A 16,257-nucleotide genomic window follows, 5' to 3' on the forward strand; every position below is an offset into this window, starting at 1 on the left:
GTGTTTTTGTCGGAAGCCGCCATGCGTATTTTGGCAAGCCGTGCACCACCGTTAAGGGGTGCGCGGCTTTTGCCGTTTTGGGGATACCAGTGGGCAGCGCGGCCGGCGGGAAGAAGGCAATAAAAAACGTCGCCTCCCGGAGAGAGGCGACGCTGGATGCGAGCGGGACCTGACGTCGCGCTCGAAGGATCAGCCGATGTTGCGCGTGCGGATCACGCCGAGCGGACCGAGCGGCGCGTCCATGACCTCGTTGCGCACGCGCGACTGGTTTTGGGGAGCGACGCCGTTCCAGGCGATCTGTACGAAGTTCGGCTTGCTGAAGATGAACAGCATGGTCTTTTTCCTAAAAATCCGAAGCCACGCGCCTCGGCTGTCTGATGTCCCTGATATAGGTCTGCCGCGGATAAAAATCAGCGTCGTTCACGGCGCAAAATGTCGCAAAACGGATAGCATCCCAGCCATGCTCATCTTGCATGGCATGATGTTGCGGAAATACATCGGAATGCCGCCTCCAATTACGGCTGAATTGCGGTAAATCAGGGCTTTCCGGTGGCGAAGCACGGTGATAGGAAAATTGCCATGACAAGAACGATCATGCTCCAGGGCACCGGCTCGGATGTCGGAAAAACGGTATTGGTGGCCGGGCTCTGCCGGATGGCCGCCAATCGCGGCCTGACGGTGCGTCCCTTCAAGCCGCAGAACATGTCGAACAACGCCGCCGTTTCGGCCGATGGCGGCGAGATCGGCCGGGCGCAATGGCTCCAGTCGCTGGCGGCCCGTGTCCCATCAAGCGTGCATATGAACCCGGTTCTGCTCAAGCCGCAGTCGGATGTCGGCAGCCAGATCGTCGTTCAGGGCAAGGTCTTCGGGCAGGCGAAGGGACGCGACTATCAGGCACTGAAGCCGAAGCTCATGGGCGCGGTGATGGAAAGCTTCGAGACGGTATCGGCCGGTGCCGACCTGGTGGTCGTCGAGGGCGCGGGATCGCCGGCGGAAATCAACCTGCGCGCCGGGGACATCGCCAATATGGGGTTTGCGACCCGGGCCGGCGTTCCCGTCGTGCTGGTGGGCGATATCGATCGTGGCGGCGTTATTGCCTCGCTTGTCGGCACTCACGCCATTCTGCCGGACGAAGACCGGCGCATGGTCACGGGCTATCTGATCAACAAGTTTCGGGGCGATGTCACGCTGTTCGACAGCGGCATCGCCGAGATTGGCCGCTTCACCGGCTGGCCCTGTTTCGGCGTTGTGCCGTGGTTGAAAGACGCCGCGCGGCTGCCGGCGGAGGATTCCGTCGTGCTGGAGCGGCTGGCGAAGGGCGGCGGCGGGGCGCTCAAGGTCGCCGTGCCGGTGCTGCCGCGCATCGCCAATTTCGACGATCTCGATCCGCTGAGGGCTGAGCCGCAGGTCGATCTCGTCTTCGTGCGCCCGGGGGAGGCGCTGCCGGCCGATGCTGGCCTCGTCGTCCTTCCGGGCTCGAAATCGACCATTTCGGACCTGCGTGACTTCCGCGCCGCGGGCTGGGACCGGGATCTCGCGCTTCATATGCGCCGCGGCGGCCGCGTCATCGGTATTTGCGGCGGGTATCAGATGCTTGGCCGCCGCGTTACCGATCCGCTTGGCAGCGAGGGCTGCGAGCGCGAGGTCGAAGGGCTCGGCCTGCTGGCCGTCGAAACGGAAATGGCTCCGGAAAAGACGGTGCGCAACAGCGACGCCCGTTCCCTGCAATACGATGTGCCGCTCGAGGGCTACGAGATCCACCTCGGCCGAACGACGGGGCCGGACGCCCTTCGTCCCTCCGTCAGCATAGACGGCCGGCCGGACGGCGCCGTCTCGCCGGATGGCCGTGTGATGGGGACCTACCTGCACGGCCTTCTCTCCAGCGATGCCTACCGCGCGCGGCTGCTTGCCGATTTCGGCATCGAGGGCGGCGGCTTCGATTACAGGGCCGGCGTCGATGCAGCACTTGATGGCGTGGCGGCCGAGCTTGCGGCCGTGCTGGACCCGCGCTGGCTCGAGAGCATTCTGGGGATCCGCTGATTAAATCGCCCGCCTGAAACGTTCAGCCATCGGGTTTCTCCACCACCGGTTACCGCAGCACCAAAGTTGCGCCTGATTTCGGTGCAAGGAGGAACGTGATCATGCCCGCCTTGCGGGTGCCGATGCCGTTGTGCGATCCGAAAGGGTGACTTTGATGGGTTCTGGACCTCTTGCTCGATCTGTTCTGGTGGGCCTTGTTGGGCTGTCGCTCGCCGGCTTGCCTGTGGCCGCCTTCGCTCAGACGGCAAAGGAAACCACCAATGCCGGCAAGCGCTGGGAGGAAGAGTTCGGCTTCTGGCAGAAAGCATCCTCCGGCAGCGATATCACGCAGTTCGAAAACTACCTGAAACAGTATCCCAACGGCACGTTCGCCTCGATGGCGCGCCTGCGCATTGCAGAATTGAAGGCTGCCGGCAACGCGAAGCCGGCTGCAACCGCCTCCGACGATGCCGCCGTAAAGGCCAAGGCCGATGAGGCGAAGGCCGCAGAAGAGGCGAAGCGTGCAGCCAACGCCGAGAAGGCCAAGGCAGACGACGCACGCAAGGCTGCCGATGCTGAGAAGGCGAGAGCCGAGGCGAAGAAGGCCGAGGATGCTGCCGCCGCGGCTCGCAAGCTTGCCTCCGAAAAGGCAGCCGCCGAGGAAAAGGCGAAGACCGAAGCCGCAGCCGCTGAAAAGGCGCGGGCAGACGAATCCGCCCGCCTCAAGGCGGAGGCAGACAGGAAGGCGGCTGATGAACGCAAGCTGGCAGCGGAAAAGGCTGCCGAAGCCGAGCGCGTGAAGAAGGAAGCCGCCGCTGCCGAAAAGGCGAAGGCGGACGAGGCAGCGCGTGTGCAGGCCGAGGCAGAGCGCCGCAAGGCCGAAGAAGCCGCCGCCGCACAGAAGGCGCGGGCGGAGGCCGAGGCAAACGCCCGCGCGGCCGAAGCGGCTGCCGCCCGTGCCGAAGACGCCAAGCGGCTGGAAGCGGAAAAAGCTGCGGCTGCCGAAAAGACCCGGCTGGAGCAGGAGGCTGCGGCCGCCCGCAAGCTGGCCGATGAAAAGACCCGGGAGCTTGAGCGCCTGAAGGCCGAGGCCGCCAAGGCTGCGGCGGAAGCCGAGGCGAAGGCCGCCGAAGCCGCCCGCCTTGCCGCCGAGGCAAAGAAGCGGGCCGCGGAGGCCGAGGCCGCCCAGAAGCGCGCGACCACCAGCGGCCCGGCGACGGCAACGCGCGACAGCGCGGAGGCCGAGAGACTTGCTGCGGCCAAGCGCGAGGAAGACACGTTCCAGAAGGCGGTGGTCGCGGGTTCGCGGCAGGCTTTCCAGGCCTATCTCGATGCCTATCCGCGCGGCCGTTATGCATCCGATGCGCGCGAGCGTATGGCCGCGATTGCGACCAAACCGGTGCCGAAGGCCGAAACCGAGCGCATGGTGGAGGAACGCCCCGTCGTCGATCCACGCGAAGCCTATATGGAACGCTCGACGCGGGTGCAGGCGCAGCGCTGGCTGAGCGCGCTCGGCTACAGCACCTACGGCGCGGACGGCGTCTTCGGTCCGCGCACCCGTGCGGCGATCGCCGCATGGCAGGGCGCGTCGGGCTACCGCGCCGACGGCTATCTTTCGCGCCGGCAGTTCGCCGCGCTTCGGCAGGCCGCGCAGTTCGCCCAGGCACGCCAGACCAGCCGCGAGCGCCGCTACCAGCGGGACTACGACGTGCTCGAGGGTCCGGTCGACGGCTATTATGACGGTCCCTACTACAGCGATGACGGCTACTACCGCCGGCGCGGCGGCGTGGTGATCATCCCCGGCTATTGAGTTTGTGACGGCCGGCCGGCGTTTTCGGCACAGGCCATGCCGCTGGCTGTCGATTGACTTGTCGGGGTCGGCGGCATAATCATCCGACTATTGGATGGTTCTCTGGTCCGGAAACGGACCGGGGAGTAAATGGGAATGTGATACGGTGGACCCATTCAGGGCGCCGCAATCACGGCCGACCCCGCGACTGTAGAGTGGCGAGGAACGCCCATCCGGCCGATGCTCGGCGTGCTTGGACGAGGCAATGGTGCCTTGTTCGGCAGACCGGACACAGGACGGAAAAGCCACTGGGTGGCATCGCGATCAACCGGGCCCGGACGCCTCTTTTTCTACGAATCGTCCACCTTTCGCGATGCACGGCCCGGGAAGGCGAGGGCATTCCGTGGGCGTGAAGACGCCCGACGCCGCGAGCCAGGAAACCTGCCAGCCAATGAGGGCATATTGCCCGACCTGGGGAAGGGCTTCCCCGATGCCTGCACGGAGGTTGTCATGGCTGTTTCCAATACGTCTTCTATCACTCTTTCGGCGAGCGATCGCCTCATCGCGGGCGTTCTCGCGCTGCTCTTGGGCGGGTTCCTCGTCTTCGGCGCCGGCCTTGCGAATTCGGCCGTGCTGCACGATACTGCGCACGATACGCGTCACTCCTACGGCTTTCCCTGCCACTAAGGAGTTTCCGACATGATCGTTCGTTATCTCCTGGCCGCCCTGGTGGCCGGGCTCTTCTCTGGCGTCCTGATGACGGCCGCCCAAGAAGCCCGCGTCGTGCCGCTCATCCTGCACGCCGAACAATTCGAAGGCGGCGATGAAGCCGCGCCTGCAACCGAAGGTGCCACGCCGACCACCGAAGGCGCGGCTGCAACACATGAGCATTCGTCTCTGGGGGCCGTCCTCCTGGACATGGCGTCGTCGCTTTCGCCCGTCTCGGTCGCTTATGCGCATGATGGCGAGGACCACGAAGAGGGTGGCATCATGTTCGGCATGAGCCGGTTCTCCGGCACGCTGCTCGCCAATCTCGTTACCGGCGCCGGCTTTGCCTTGCTCCTTGCCGGTTTCAGCCTCGTGTCCGGCCATCCGATCACGGTTGCCAATGGCGCGCTGTGGGGGGCGGCCGGCTGGCTTGCCGTGCACATGCTCCCGGCCATAGGCCTGCCACCGGAACTGCCGGGCTTCCCGGCCGCAGACCTGACCCAGCGTCAGATCTGGTGGATTGCGGCGGTTGTGCTGTCGGCAGCGGGTCTCTACCTGCTGTTCCTCAAGCCGGGCATCGTCGCCAAGATTGCCGGTCTCGTTCTGATTGCCGCGCCGCAGGTCTATGGTGCGCCGCAGCCGTCGGATATTTCGAGCGCCGTTCCGGCCGTTCTCGGTGCGGAGTTCGCCGTCGCGGCCCTTGCCACGACGCTGTTTTTCTGGATCGTGCTCGGCCTTTCGCTCGGCTTTGCCAACGAAAAGATCGCAAAGGCTGCCTGATATGACGGCGAAATCGCCCGGAGCCGTCCTGGTTCTGGGCGGTGCGCGTTCCGGAAAATCCGCTTTTGCCGAAAGGCTGGTCGTCGAGACCGGCCTTTTGCGTCATTATATTGCCACCGGCCGCGCCTGGGATGACGAGATGCGCGAGCGCATCGCCAGACACCGGGAAGACCGTGGAGACGGCTGGGAAACGCATGAGGAACCGCTTGCGCTAGCAGCCCGGATAGCCGATGTGGCGCGTGCAGATCGCGCCGTGCTCGTGGATTGCCTGACCCTCTGGCTCACCAATCTGATGCTGGAGGAGCGGGATATCGCGGAAGAATTTGCCGGCCTTTTATCGGCCATCAAGGGCGCACCGGGCCGCCTGATCTTCGTCTCGAACGAGGTCGGCCTGGGCATCGTGCCTGAAAACCGCATGGCGCGCGACTTTCGCGACCATGCCGGGCGGCTCCACCAGCAGGTGGCGGCGCTTGTACCGGAAGTGTATTTCGTTGCGGCCGGACTGCCGCTGAAAATGAAGGGTTGAGCCATGCTGCAACAGAAGATCCCCGCCACCGTCATCACCGGCTTTCTCGGGGCCGGCAAGACGACGATGATCCGCAACCTCCTGCAGAATGCCGGCGGCAAGCGTATTGCGCTCATCATCAACGAATTCGGCGATCTCGGCGTCGATGGCGACGTGCTGAAGGGCTGCGGCGCGGAAGCCTGCACCGAGGACGATATCATCGAGCTCACCAACGGCTGCATCTGCTGCACCGTCGCCGATGACTTCATCCCCACCATGTCGAAGCTGCTGGAGCGTGAAAACCGCCCCGACCATATCGTCATCGAGACCTCGGGTCTCGCGCTGCCGCAGCCGCTTGTCGCCGCCTTCAACTGGCCGGAAATCAAGACGCAGGTCACGGTCGACGGCGTCATCACCGTGGTCGACAGTGCCGCCGTCGCGGCCGGCCGTTTTGCCGACGATCACGACAAGGTCGACGCGCTGCGTGCCGAGGATGATAACCTCGACCACGAAAGCCCGCTGGAGGAGCTCTTCGAGGACCAGTTGACCGCCGCCGACCTTATCGTGCTCAACAAGACCGACCTGCTCGATGCCGCCGGCATCCAGACCGTGCGCGACGAAGTGGCATCGCGCACCGCCCGCAAGCCCTCGATGATCGAGGCGAAGAACGGTGAAGTGGCCGCCGCCGTATTGCTCGGCCTCGGCGTCGGTACGGAAGACGATATCGCCAACCGCAAGTCACACCACGAGCTGGAACATGAGAACGGCGAGGAGCACGACCACGACGAATTCGACAGCTTCGTTGTCGAACTGCCGGCGCTTTCCGATCCGTCCGCCTTCATCGAGCGCCTCAAGGGCGTGATCGCCGAGCATGACGTGCTGCGCGTCAAGGGATTTGCCGATGTGCCCGGCAAGCCGCTGCGCCTGCTTATCCAGGCCGTCGGCAGCCGCATCGACAATTACTTCGAACGCGCCTGGGCGCCGGGCGAAGCCCGCGGCACTCGTCTCGTCGTCATCGGCCTGCACGACATGGACGAGCAGGCCGTGCGCGCCGCCATCGCCGCGGCGGTTTGATATTGAAATGAGTGTGCGGTGGCACCCCCCTCTGGCCTGCCGGCCATCTCCCCCACAAGGGGGGAGATCGGGTGAGGCGACGACTTGCGCCACTGTCTTGCGTGCACGCTGCCGCTCAATCTCCCCCCCTGTGGGGGAGATGTCACGACGTGACAGAGGGGGGTATGCCCCGCTAGTCGTCCTCTCGCAGCACGGAGGCGCCGCATGCATCTCCTGCTAGCCCAGAAGGGCACCATCGCCGACGGCAAGGAGGCGATCGACCTTGGCCAGACGCCGGGCGATATCCTTTTCCTGTCCGCAGCCGATACCGAGCTTGCCTCCATCGCCGCCGCCCATCGCGCGCGAGGCGGCGAAACGCGCCTGCGCCTCGCCAGTCTGGCGACGCTCTCTCACCCAATGTCGGTCGATACCTATATCGAGCGCACGGCGCGGCATGCAAAACTCATCGTCATCCGCGCCCTCGGCGGCGCCAGCTATTTCCGCTACGTGCTGGAAGCCCTGCTGGCGACATCCTTCGCCAACGATATCAAGCTCGTGGCGCTGCCGGGCGACGACCGTCCCGATGAGGGGCTGATTGCTTTCAACCGCATCGACACCGCCGACCGCGAGCGGCTCTGGGCCTATCTCAACGAGGGCGGCGCGGAGAATGCCGACCGTTTTCTGGCCTATGCCGATGCCGTAGCTCTGAGCGGCGAAAAACCTGAACCGGCAGTGCCACTCGAAAAAGCCGGCATCTGGTGGCCGGGGCGCGGTGTGGTGGACGTCGAAACATGGCGCGACGTCGCCGGGGCGACGGTAGCGGGGGAGGGATTCGAACCCCCGACCGCTGCGATCTCGTTCTACCGCGCCTATGTTCAAAGCGGCGAGACGCGTCCTGTCGAAATGCTGATCGAGGCTCTGGCGGCCGAAGGCGTGCGCGCCCTGCCGCTTTTCGTCTCCAGCCTCAAGGAACCTGTTTCCATCGGAACGGTCCGCGCTGCCTTCGCGGAGATTCGGCCGGAGGTCGTGCTGAATACGACGAGCTTTGCCGTCTCCGCTCCCGGCGCCGGCCGCAAGCCGACCGTGCTGGACGAAACCGGCGCGCCGGTGCTGCAGGCGATCTTTTCCGGCTCCTCGCGGGAAGCCTGGGAGGCCTCGGGACAGGGGCTGACGGCGCGTGATCTCGGCATGAACGTCTCGCTGCCCGAAGTGGACGGCCGCGTTCTGTCGCGCGCTGTTTCCTTTAAGGCCGCCGCGCGCTACGACGAGCGCGTCGAGACCAACATCGTCAGCCTCGATCCCGTCGAGGACCGTATTCGTTTCGTCGCGAAGCTCGCCGCGGGATGGTCACGACTTCGGCGCGCCGAGCCGGCCGAACGGCGCATCGCTCTCATCATGGCAAACTACCCGAACCGCGATGGCCGTCTCGGCAATGGCGTGGGCCTCGACACGCCCGCCGGCACGATGGAAGTGCTGCGCGCCATGGCGGCGGAAGGCTATGCTGTGGCGGACCTGCCCGAGGACGGCGATACGCTGATTGCCTATCTCATGGCGGGCCCCACCAATGCGGCGAACGATAGCCGCGAAATCCGCGAAACGCTTTCGCTGAATCATTACAAGGCGTTCTTCGCATCGCTTCCGACATCGATTCAGGAGGAGATGACGGCCCGCTGGGGCATGCCGGAAGACGATCCCTTCGTAACGGGTGACGTCTTCGCCCTGCCGCTCGCCCGTTTCGGCGAGACGCTTGTGGGTATCCAGCCGGCGCGCGGCTACAATATCGATCCGAAGGATACGTATCATTCACCGGATCTCGTGCCGCCGCACGGCTATCTCGCCTTCTACGCTTTCCTGCGCCAGCACTACCGTGCACATGCCATCGTGCATATGGGCAAGCACGGTAATCTCGAATGGCTGCCGGGCAAGGCGCTGGCGCTGTCGGAGGCATGCTACCCGGAGGCCGTGCTTGGCCCCGTGCCGCATCTCTATCCTTTCATTGTCAACGATCCCGGCGAGGGCACGCAGGCCAAGCGCCGCTCGGCCGCCGTCATCATCGATCACCTGACGCCACCCTTGACCCGAGCCGAGACCTACGGTCCGCTGAAGGACCTCGAAGCCCTCGTCGATGAATATTACGAGGCCTCCGGCGGCGACCCGCGGCGCATCAGGTTGTTGACGAAGCAGATCCTCGATCTGGTGCGCGATATCGGCCTCGACAGCGACGCCGGCATTGCGAAGTCGGACGGCGAGGAGGCTGCGCTGCAAAAGCTCGACGCCTATCTCTGTGATCTCAAGGAAATGCAGATCCGCGACGGCCTTCACGTCTTCGGCGTCTCGCCCAAGGGGCGCCTGCTCACCGATCTGACCGTTGCATTGGCGCGGGTGCCGCGCGGTCTGGGCGAGGGCGGCGAGGCGAGCCTGCAGCGCGCCATCGCAGCCGATGCCCTTGGCGAAACGGATTTCGACCCGCTCGACTGCATTGCATCCGATCCCTGGACCGGCCCGCGGCCGCAAATCCTTGCCGGGCAGTCCGAAGCGCCTTGGCGCAGCAGGGGCGATACGGTGGAACGTATCGAGCTTCTCTCGGCAAAGCTGGTGGATGGAACATTGGATTGCCCGGGCGACTGGCCTGCCACCCGCGCCGTTCTCGCGGTGATCGAGACGAGCATCCGTCCTGCTGTCGCTGCCTGCGGGCCGGCTGAGATCAAGGCCCTGATGCGCGGCCTCGACGGGCGCTTCATCGAGCCCGGCCCCTCAGGCGCGCCGACGCGCGGACGGCCGGATGTGCTGCCGACCGGGCGCAACTTCTATTCCGTCGACAGCCGTGCGGTACCGACGCCCGCGGCTTGGGAACTTGGGCGCAAATCCGCCGAGCTGCTCGTCACCCGTTATGCGCAGGATCACGGCGAATGGCCGACATCCTTCGGCATCACCGCCTGGGGCACCTCCAACATGCGCACGGGCGGCGATGATATCGCGCAGGCCATGGCGCTGATCGGCGTGAAGCCGACCTGGGACATGGCCTCGCGCCGCGTCACGGGCTTCGAGATCATTCCGCCCGCGGCGCTGCGCTATCCGCGCGTCGATGTTACCCTGCGCATTTCCGGTTTCTTCCGCGATGCCTTCCCCGAACAGATCGCGCTGTTCGACCGTGCCGTGCGGGCCGTCGGTGCGCTCGACGAGGACGATACGGACAACCCGATTGCTGCGCGCATGCGTGTGGAGGCCGCAGCGCTTGCGGCCAGGGGCGCCTCCGACGAGGATGCCGCAAGACAGGCCGGCTTCCGCATCTTCGGGGCGAAATCCGGCGGTTATGGCGCAGGCTTGCAAACCATGATGGACGAGGGCCTATGGGCGAACCGCGGCGACCTCGCCGACGCCTGGCTCGACTGGGGCGCACACGCCTATGACGGTGAGAGCGACGGCGTGCCGATGCGCGAACGGCTGGAAGCACGCATGAAGAGCCTTGAGGCCGTGATCCAGAACCAGGACAGCCGCGAGCACGACCTTCTCGACAGCGATGAATACTATCAGTTCGAGGGCGGCATGGCGGCGGCGGCGGAGCATCTCTCCGGCCGGCAGCCGGTCGTCTACCACAACGATCTGTCGCGGCCGGAAAAGCCGGTCGTGCGCACGCTGGAAGACGAGATCGGCCGCGTCGTGCGCGCCCGCGTGGTCAACCCGAAATGGATCGACGGTGTCATGCGCCATGGTTACAAGGGCGCGTTCGAGATCGCCGCGACGGTCGATTTCATGTTTGCCTTTGCCGCCACGACGGGTGCCGTGAAGGACCATCACTTCGAAGTCGCCTATCAGGCTTACCTGCTGGATGAGCGCGTGCGCGATTTCCTGATGGAGAAGAACCCGGCCGCCCTTGCCGAAATGGCAGCGCGCTTTGCCGAGGCCATCGATCGGCGGCTGTGGACACCGCGCTCGAATTCCGCGCGTTTCGAACTGGATATGTTGGGCGCCCGCAAGGCGTCCTGAGAGGGAAGACAACGATGACTGAGAACCACGACGAAACCGCCGGCATGACCGAGGCCGAACTCGCACGCCATTCGGAGAAGATGGCCAAGAAGAAGCAGGCGCGCGAGAAGATCATGGCGACGAAGACCGATGAAAAGGGTCTCGTCATCGTCCATACCGGCAAGGGCAAGGGCAAGTCGACTGCTGGCTTCGGCATGATCTTCCGTCACATCGCGCATAAGAAGCCGTGCGCCGTCGTGCAGTTCATCAAGGGCGCCTGGCAGACCGGAGAGCGCGACCTGATCGAGGAACATTTCTCCGATCTCTGCCAGTTCTATACGCTCGGCGAGGGCTTTACCTGGGAAACGCAGGATCGTGCGCGCGATGTCGCCATGGCGCAGACCGCCTGGGAGAAGGCCAAGGAACTGATCCGCGACGAGCGCAACTCCATGGTGCTGCTCGACGAGATCAACATTGCCCTGCGCTACGACTATATCGACGTTAACGAGGTCATCGACTTCCTCAAGACGGAAAAGCCCTACATGACGCATGTCGTGCTGACCGGCCGTAATGCCAAGGAAGAGCTGATCGAGATCGCTGATCTCGCCACCGAGATGGAACTGCTCAAACACCCGTTCCGCTCCGGCATCAAGGCGCAGCAGGGCGTGGAGTACTGAGGGCGGATCAACCCTCAACTCGCCTGCCTGCGGGTATTGCGCGTGCAGGCGACGGCGAGGCTACCACCCCAGCCACAGCCGGATCGGATGGGCCGGGTCGGCCATCAGGCGGATGGCGAGCGCGATCGAGGTGACGACGAGGAGCGGCTTGATGATCCGTGCGCCGTTTCTCATCGCCACGCGTGAACCCACCTGTGCGCCGAGGAACTGGCCGACACCCATGGTCAGCCCCACCTTCCACAGCACAACGCCGTAGAGAATGAAGACGACGAAGCCGCCCAGATTCGAGCCGAAGTTCAGAAGCTTCGTGTGCGCCGTCGCCTTCAGCACGCCGAAGCCGGCCAGCGTCACGAAAGCCAGCATGAAGAACGATCCGGTGCCCGGGCCGAACACGCCGTCGTAGAAGCCGACCAGCGGCACGATGGTGACGGTGAACAGGAAGACGCTCATGCGGCGATGCTTGTCGAGATCGCCGATGTTCGGCTTGAGGCCGAAGTAGATCGCGATCGCCACCAGCAGGAACGGCATGAAGATTTTCAGGACATCGCCGGGCACGACCGTCGCCAGCAGCGCGCCGAATACCGAACCGATGGTCGCCGCCGCTGCCATGGGCAATTGCTCGCTGAGTCGCACATGGCCGGCGCGCGCATAGGCGAGCGTCGCCGATCCCGAGCCGAACAGCGATTGCAGCTTGTTCGTTCCCAGCGTCTCCAGCGGCGGAATGCCGGCCAGCAGCATTGCCGGAATGGTGATCATGCCCCCGCCGCCGGCGATGGAATCGATGAAGCCGGCGAGGAACGCGGCAAGGAACAGCAACAAGAGAAGGTGGAGGGCGATATCGGCCACGGCGGGACTCGGGAGCAAAAAGGGGGCGTCGCGTGACCTTCTGTCAGACTGGGGGCCGAAAAGCAAAGCATGCCGACGCTATGCCTCCGCGCTCTGCCGCAACCTGCGCCTTGCATGCCGCAATCCGGTTTGACCGGCCTTGCCCCCTCCGGTACTAAGGAGGCAGCGACGGTGCCCGCCAGGCGGGCCGAGCGGTGTCCGGTGCGGCGACCCATACGGGGCCATAGCCGGAACTGTCGGAAGACGGCGAAGCCGGGCCCTTTCGCGCGGAATTTTGCGAGAGACTGCCATGCGCGCTGCGGCCCTATCCCCAGACACCGGACGACGAAGGCTTGTCCTTGGCCTTGGCTGCGAACGCGGCACGCCGCCGGAGGAACTGGTCGCGCTTGCCCTGTCCGTCGTCGATCGCCCGGGCGATATCGCCTTCGTCGCCACGCTGGATGTGCGGGCAGAGGAGCCGGCCATGCAGGCCGTTGCCCGCCATTACGGCGTCCCGCTCGTGACCTTTACCGCCGCGCGCCTCGAAGCCGAGACGCCGCGCCTTGCCAATCCGTCCGATATCGTCTTTGCCCATACCGGCTGCCATGGCGTGGCGGAGGCCGCCGCCTTGGCGCAGGCGGGTGAGAAGGCGCGGCTCGTGCGCGGAAAGACGAAATCCGCCCATGCGACCGTTGCCATCGCCGAATCATCTCAATCGTTTGCGGCGCTTTCCTCGCAAACCGATTCGGCCTCTTCGCATATCGATTCAAGGGAGCGCGTGTGATGAACGCCCTGTTCTCCGCTCTTCCGGTCATCGAAAAAGGCAGCGTCTGGCTTGTCGGTGCGGGGCCCGGCGATCCCGGGCTTCTCACGCTGCATGCTGCCAACGCGCTCCAGCAGGCCGATGTCATCGTGCATGACGCGCTCGTCAATGCCGAATGCCTGTCGCTTGCCCGGCCGGGCGCGATGCTGGAATTCGCCGGCAAGCGCGGCGGCAAACCCTCGCACAAACAGCGCGATATCTCGCTCAGGCTGGTCGAACTGGCGCGGGCTGGCAAGCGCGTGTTGCGGCTGAAGGGGGGCGATCCCTTTGTCTTCGGCCGTGGCGGCGAGGAAGCGCTCACGCTCATCGAGCACGGCATTCCCTTCCGCATCGTGCCGGGTATCACTGCCGGTATCGGCGGGCTTGCCTATGCCGGCATTCCGGTCACGCATCGCGAGGTCAACCACGCCGTCACCTTTCTGACCGGGCACGATTCCTCCGGCCTCGTTCCCGATCGCATCAACTGGGAAGGTATCGCCAAGGGCTCGCCGGTTATCGTCATGTATATGGCCATGAAGCATATCGGCCAGATCACCGCCAATCTTATTGCCGCCGGCCGCGTGCCGGACGAGCCTGTCGCCTTCGTCTGCAATGCCGCGACCCCCGAACAGACCGTGCTGGAAACCACGCTTGCCCGTGCCGAAGCGGATATGGCGGCCGCCGGCATCGAGCCGCCCGCGATCGTCGTCGTCGGCGAGGTCGTGCGCCTGCGCGCTTCGCTCGACTGGCTCGGCGCACTCACGACGGGCCGCAGGCTCGCACCCGACCCGTTTGGCCCGGGCGCCCTGAAGAACCCCGCATGAGCGGGTTACTCATTGCAGCGCCTGCCTCCGGCTCCGGTAAGACGACGGTGACGCTGGGGCTGGCGCGGGCCTTCGCCGATGCCGGCCTCGACCTGGTCTCGGGCAAGGCTGGACCGGATTACATCGATCCGGCCTTTCATGCTTCCGCCAGCGGGAAACCCTGCTTCAACTATGATCCCTGGGCGATGCGACCGGATCTCATCCGCGCCAATGCCGCGCTTCAGGCCGGCGAGGGCGGCTTCCTGCTCGTCGAGGCGATGATGGGCCTGTTCGATGGCGCCATGGATGGCACCGGCACGCCGGCCGATCTGGCCGCCATGCTGGATCTGCCCGTGGTGCTTGTTGTCGATTGCAGCCGCATGTCGCAATCCGTGGCTGCCCTGGTGCAGGGCTACCGATGCTACCGCAATGATATCCGTGTCGCCGGTGTCATCCTCAACAAGGTGGGCAGCCCCAAGCACGAGGCGATGCTGCGCGGCGCGCTGGAGGCGGGCGGGGTCGAAATCTTCGGCGTTCTCGGCCGTGATCCCGCACTTGCCCTGCCGGAACGCCATCTCGGCCTCGTGCAGGCCGGTGAGCATGCGGCACTGGAGGACTTCATCGCCCATGCGGCGGCGGTCGTTCGTCGCAGCTGCGATCTCCAGCGTCTTGCCGCCGTGGCGGAGACACGAAGCGCGCCGTCAGCCGCTCCCGCTGTCTCACGGCTGCCACCTCTCGGCGCGTATATCGCCGTGGCACGCGACCGGGCCTTTGCCTTTTCCTACGAGCATCTGCTGGCCGGATGGCGCGCAGCGGGCGCGACCTTGTCCTTCTTTTCTCCGCTTGCCGATGAAGCTCCTGCGGCAGACGCCGATGCCGTCTATATTCCCGGCGGCTATCCTGAACTCCACGCCGATGCCCTTGCCAATGCCGCCCAATTCCGCCTAGGCATGCAGGCGGCAGCGCGCCGGGGAGCGCGCATCTATGGCGAATGCGGAGGCTATATGGTTCTGGGAGAAGGGATCGTCGCTGCGGATGGTACCAGGCACAACATGCTCGGGCTTCTGCCGCTCGTCACCAGCTTTGCAGAGCGTCGCCGCCATCTCGGTTATCGCCGTGTGACCCCGTTGGCGGGCGCCGGTTTTGCCGGCCCGATGACGGCGCACGAATTCCACTATTCGACCGTGCTTCACGAGGGCGATGCGGACCGGCTTTTCACCGTCACTGACGCCATCGGCGAGGACCTGGGTCATGCCGGCCTTCGCCGCGACAATGTGAGCGGCTCTTACATGCATCTCATCGATCTCGCCGCGGGGGCGGCATGACCGCCCCGCCCATCATTCATGGCGGTGGTATTGCTGCGGCGGCCGCGCGCTTTGGCGGGAAGCCGGAAGACTGGCTCGATCTCTCCACTGGCATCAATCCGAACCCCGTCGCCGTTCCGCAGATCGATGGCGCGGCCTGGCATCGTCTGCCGGATCGGCATCGGCAGGACGCCGCCCGCGCCGCTGCCGCCCGCTATTATCGCACGCCGCACGTGCTGCCGCTGCCCGTGCCCGGCACGCAATCGGTCATCCAGCTTCTGCCGCATCTCGTGCCGGCGGGCCGTCGCGCCGCCGTCCTGTCGCCAACCTATGGCGAATATGCGCGTGTGCTCGGCAATGCCGACATTGCCGTCGACCGTGTAAGTGGGCTCGATGCGGTGACGGAAGGGCACGGCCTCGTCGTCGTCGTCAATCCGAACAATCCCGATGGTCACTTTTTTCCGCGCGAAACTCTTCTGAATCTCCATCGCCGAGTCGAGGCGTCGGGCGGATTGTTGCTCGTCGACGAGGCCTTTGGCGACATGCGTCCGGATGACTGCATCGCACCGCTAGCGGGCGATGACCGGCCCGGTCTTCTCGTCTTCCGCTCGTTCGGAAAATTCTTCGGGCTCGCCGGCCTCCGCCTCGGTTTCGTCGTCGGCCCATCCACCATCCTGGAGACGCTTGCCGATGGGCTCGGCCCCTGGGCCGTGTCGGGTCCGGCCTTGACCATCGCGACGACGCTGATGGCATCCGACACGATGCCTATCCGGCATGGCCTACGACAGCGCAAGGCGTGCCTCGATCAGGTGCTTGCCGGAGCCGGATTGAGCGTAACGGGTGGCACCGACCTGTTTTCGCTTGTCGAACATGCCGCGGCCACGGACCTGCATCTGCATCTCTGCCGCTACCATATTCTCGTGCGTCCCTTCGACTATCAACCGCGCTGGCTGCGCTTCGGCCTCGCGGCGGATGCCGCCTCCGACGCCCGTCTGGCGGCGGCCCTTCGCGATTTTGCGGGCTGAG

14 protein-coding genes and 1 riboswitch are annotated in these 16,257 nt (G+C 65.2%); of the genes, 12 read left to right on the forward strand and 2 right to left on the reverse strand.

The features are described 5' to 3' along the window. Window positions 1-189: 189 nt before the first annotated feature. A complete protein-coding gene (locus MNR02_RS06965) occupies window positions 190-333 on the reverse strand; it encodes a hypothetical protein (protein ID WP_134649449.1) in 144 nt (47 codons plus the stop codon). A 246-nt stretch (window positions 334-579) separates the two neighbouring features. Here MNR02_RS06965 and MNR02_RS06970 point away from each other — a divergent pair, with 246 nt between their 5' ends. The 8 genes from MNR02_RS06970 to cobO all read left to right on the forward strand — a co-directional run bounded on the left by MNR02_RS06970 (window position 580) and on the right by cobO (window position 11,497). Further along, window positions 580-2,040, forward strand: coding sequence for a cobyric acid synthase (locus MNR02_RS06970; RefSeq protein ID WP_241948596.1), 1,461 nt, complete (start codon window positions 580-582; stop codon window positions 2,038-2,040). A 154-nt stretch (window positions 2,041-2,194) separates the two neighbouring features. Beyond that, complete coding sequence (locus tag MNR02_RS06975) at window positions 2,195-3,829, forward strand: peptidoglycan-binding protein (RefSeq protein WP_241948597.1); 1,635 nt, start codon at window positions 2,195-2,197, stop codon at window positions 3,827-3,829. Between the two features lie 78 nt (window positions 3,830-3,907). After that, window positions 3,908-4,272: riboswitch (cobalamin riboswitch) on the forward strand. Between the two features lie 46 nt (window positions 4,273-4,318). Beyond that, window positions 4,319-4,495 (forward strand): CbtB-domain containing protein, encoded by a 177-nt coding sequence (locus tag MNR02_RS06980; protein WP_241598702.1) that lies wholly within the window; start codon window positions 4,319-4,321, stop codon window positions 4,493-4,495. A 12-nt stretch (window positions 4,496-4,507) separates the two neighbouring features. Then, the gene (locus MNR02_RS06985; protein WP_241948598.1) at window positions 4,508-5,296 is read left to right on the forward strand and encodes a CbtA family protein; all 789 of its coding nucleotides are present in this window, start codon (window positions 4,508-4,510) and stop codon (window positions 5,294-5,296) included. A 1-nt stretch (window position 5,297) separates the two neighbouring features. Next, the gene (cobU, locus tag MNR02_RS06990; RefSeq protein WP_241948599.1) at window positions 5,298-5,822 is read left to right on the forward strand and encodes a bifunctional adenosylcobinamide kinase/adenosylcobinamide-phosphate guanylyltransferase; all 525 of its coding nucleotides are present in this window, start codon (window positions 5,298-5,300) and stop codon (window positions 5,820-5,822) included. A 3-nt stretch (window positions 5,823-5,825) separates the two neighbouring features. Beyond that, window positions 5,826-6,875 carry a cobalamin biosynthesis protein CobW gene (cobW, locus tag MNR02_RS06995; protein WP_241948600.1) on the forward strand — a complete coding sequence of 350 codons (1,050 nt, stop codon included), beginning with the start codon at window positions 5,826-5,828 and terminating at the stop codon, window positions 6,873-6,875. Between the two features lie 204 nt (window positions 6,876-7,079). Beyond that, on the forward strand, window positions 7,080-10,841 hold the full coding sequence (gene cobN / locus MNR02_RS07000; RefSeq protein WP_241948601.1) for a cobaltochelatase subunit CobN: 3,762 nt from the start codon (window positions 7,080-7,082) through the stop codon (window positions 10,839-10,841). Window positions 10,842-10,855: 14 nt separating this feature from the next. Next, window positions 10,856-11,497 carry a cob(I)yrinic acid a,c-diamide adenosyltransferase gene (gene cobO, locus MNR02_RS07005; RefSeq protein WP_241948602.1) on the forward strand — a complete coding sequence of 214 codons (642 nt, stop codon included), beginning with the start codon at window positions 10,856-10,858 and terminating at the stop codon, window positions 11,495-11,497. Between the two features lie 60 nt (window positions 11,498-11,557). Here the strand turns inward: cobO and MNR02_RS07010 are convergent, their stop codons facing one another. Beyond that, window positions 11,558-12,343, reverse strand: a complete 786-nt coding sequence (locus MNR02_RS07010; RefSeq protein ID WP_241948603.1) for a TSUP family transporter — start codon at window positions 12,341-12,343, stop codon at window positions 11,558-11,560. 289 nt (window positions 12,344-12,632) lie between these two features. Between MNR02_RS07010 and MNR02_RS07015 the strand changes: the two genes are divergently transcribed. From MNR02_RS07015 to cobD, 4 genes are read left to right on the forward strand one after another with little or no spacing between them, the layout of a single operon-like run. After that, the gene (locus tag MNR02_RS07015; RefSeq protein ID WP_241948604.1) at window positions 12,633-13,106 is read left to right on the forward strand and encodes a cobalamin biosynthesis protein; all 474 of its coding nucleotides are present in this window, start codon (window positions 12,633-12,635) and stop codon (window positions 13,104-13,106) included. Beyond that, complete coding sequence (gene cobA, locus MNR02_RS07020) at window positions 13,106-13,948, forward strand: uroporphyrinogen-III C-methyltransferase (protein WP_241948605.1); 843 nt, start codon at window positions 13,106-13,108, stop codon at window positions 13,946-13,948. Before MNR02_RS07015 ends, cobA begins: the two co-directional genes overlap by 1 nt. Next, window positions 13,945-15,252, forward strand: coding sequence for a cobyrinate a,c-diamide synthase (locus MNR02_RS07025; protein ID WP_241948606.1), 1,308 nt, complete (start codon window positions 13,945-13,947; stop codon window positions 15,250-15,252). The genes cobA and MNR02_RS07025 overlap by 4 nt, the downstream gene beginning before the upstream one ends. Further along, window positions 15,249-16,256: a threonine-phosphate decarboxylase CobD gene (cobD, locus tag MNR02_RS07030; RefSeq protein ID WP_241948607.1), complete on the forward strand. Its 1,008-nt coding sequence runs from the start codon at window positions 15,249-15,251 to the stop codon at window positions 16,254-16,256. The genes MNR02_RS07025 and cobD overlap by 4 nt, the downstream gene beginning before the upstream one ends. The last annotated feature ends 1 nt before the right edge of the window (window position 16,257 follow it).

Origin of the sequence: Shinella sp. H4-D48, assembly GCF_022637395.1 — a bacterium.
Classification (GTDB): domain Bacteria; phylum Pseudomonadota; class Alphaproteobacteria; order Rhizobiales; family Rhizobiaceae; genus Shinella; species Shinella sedimenti.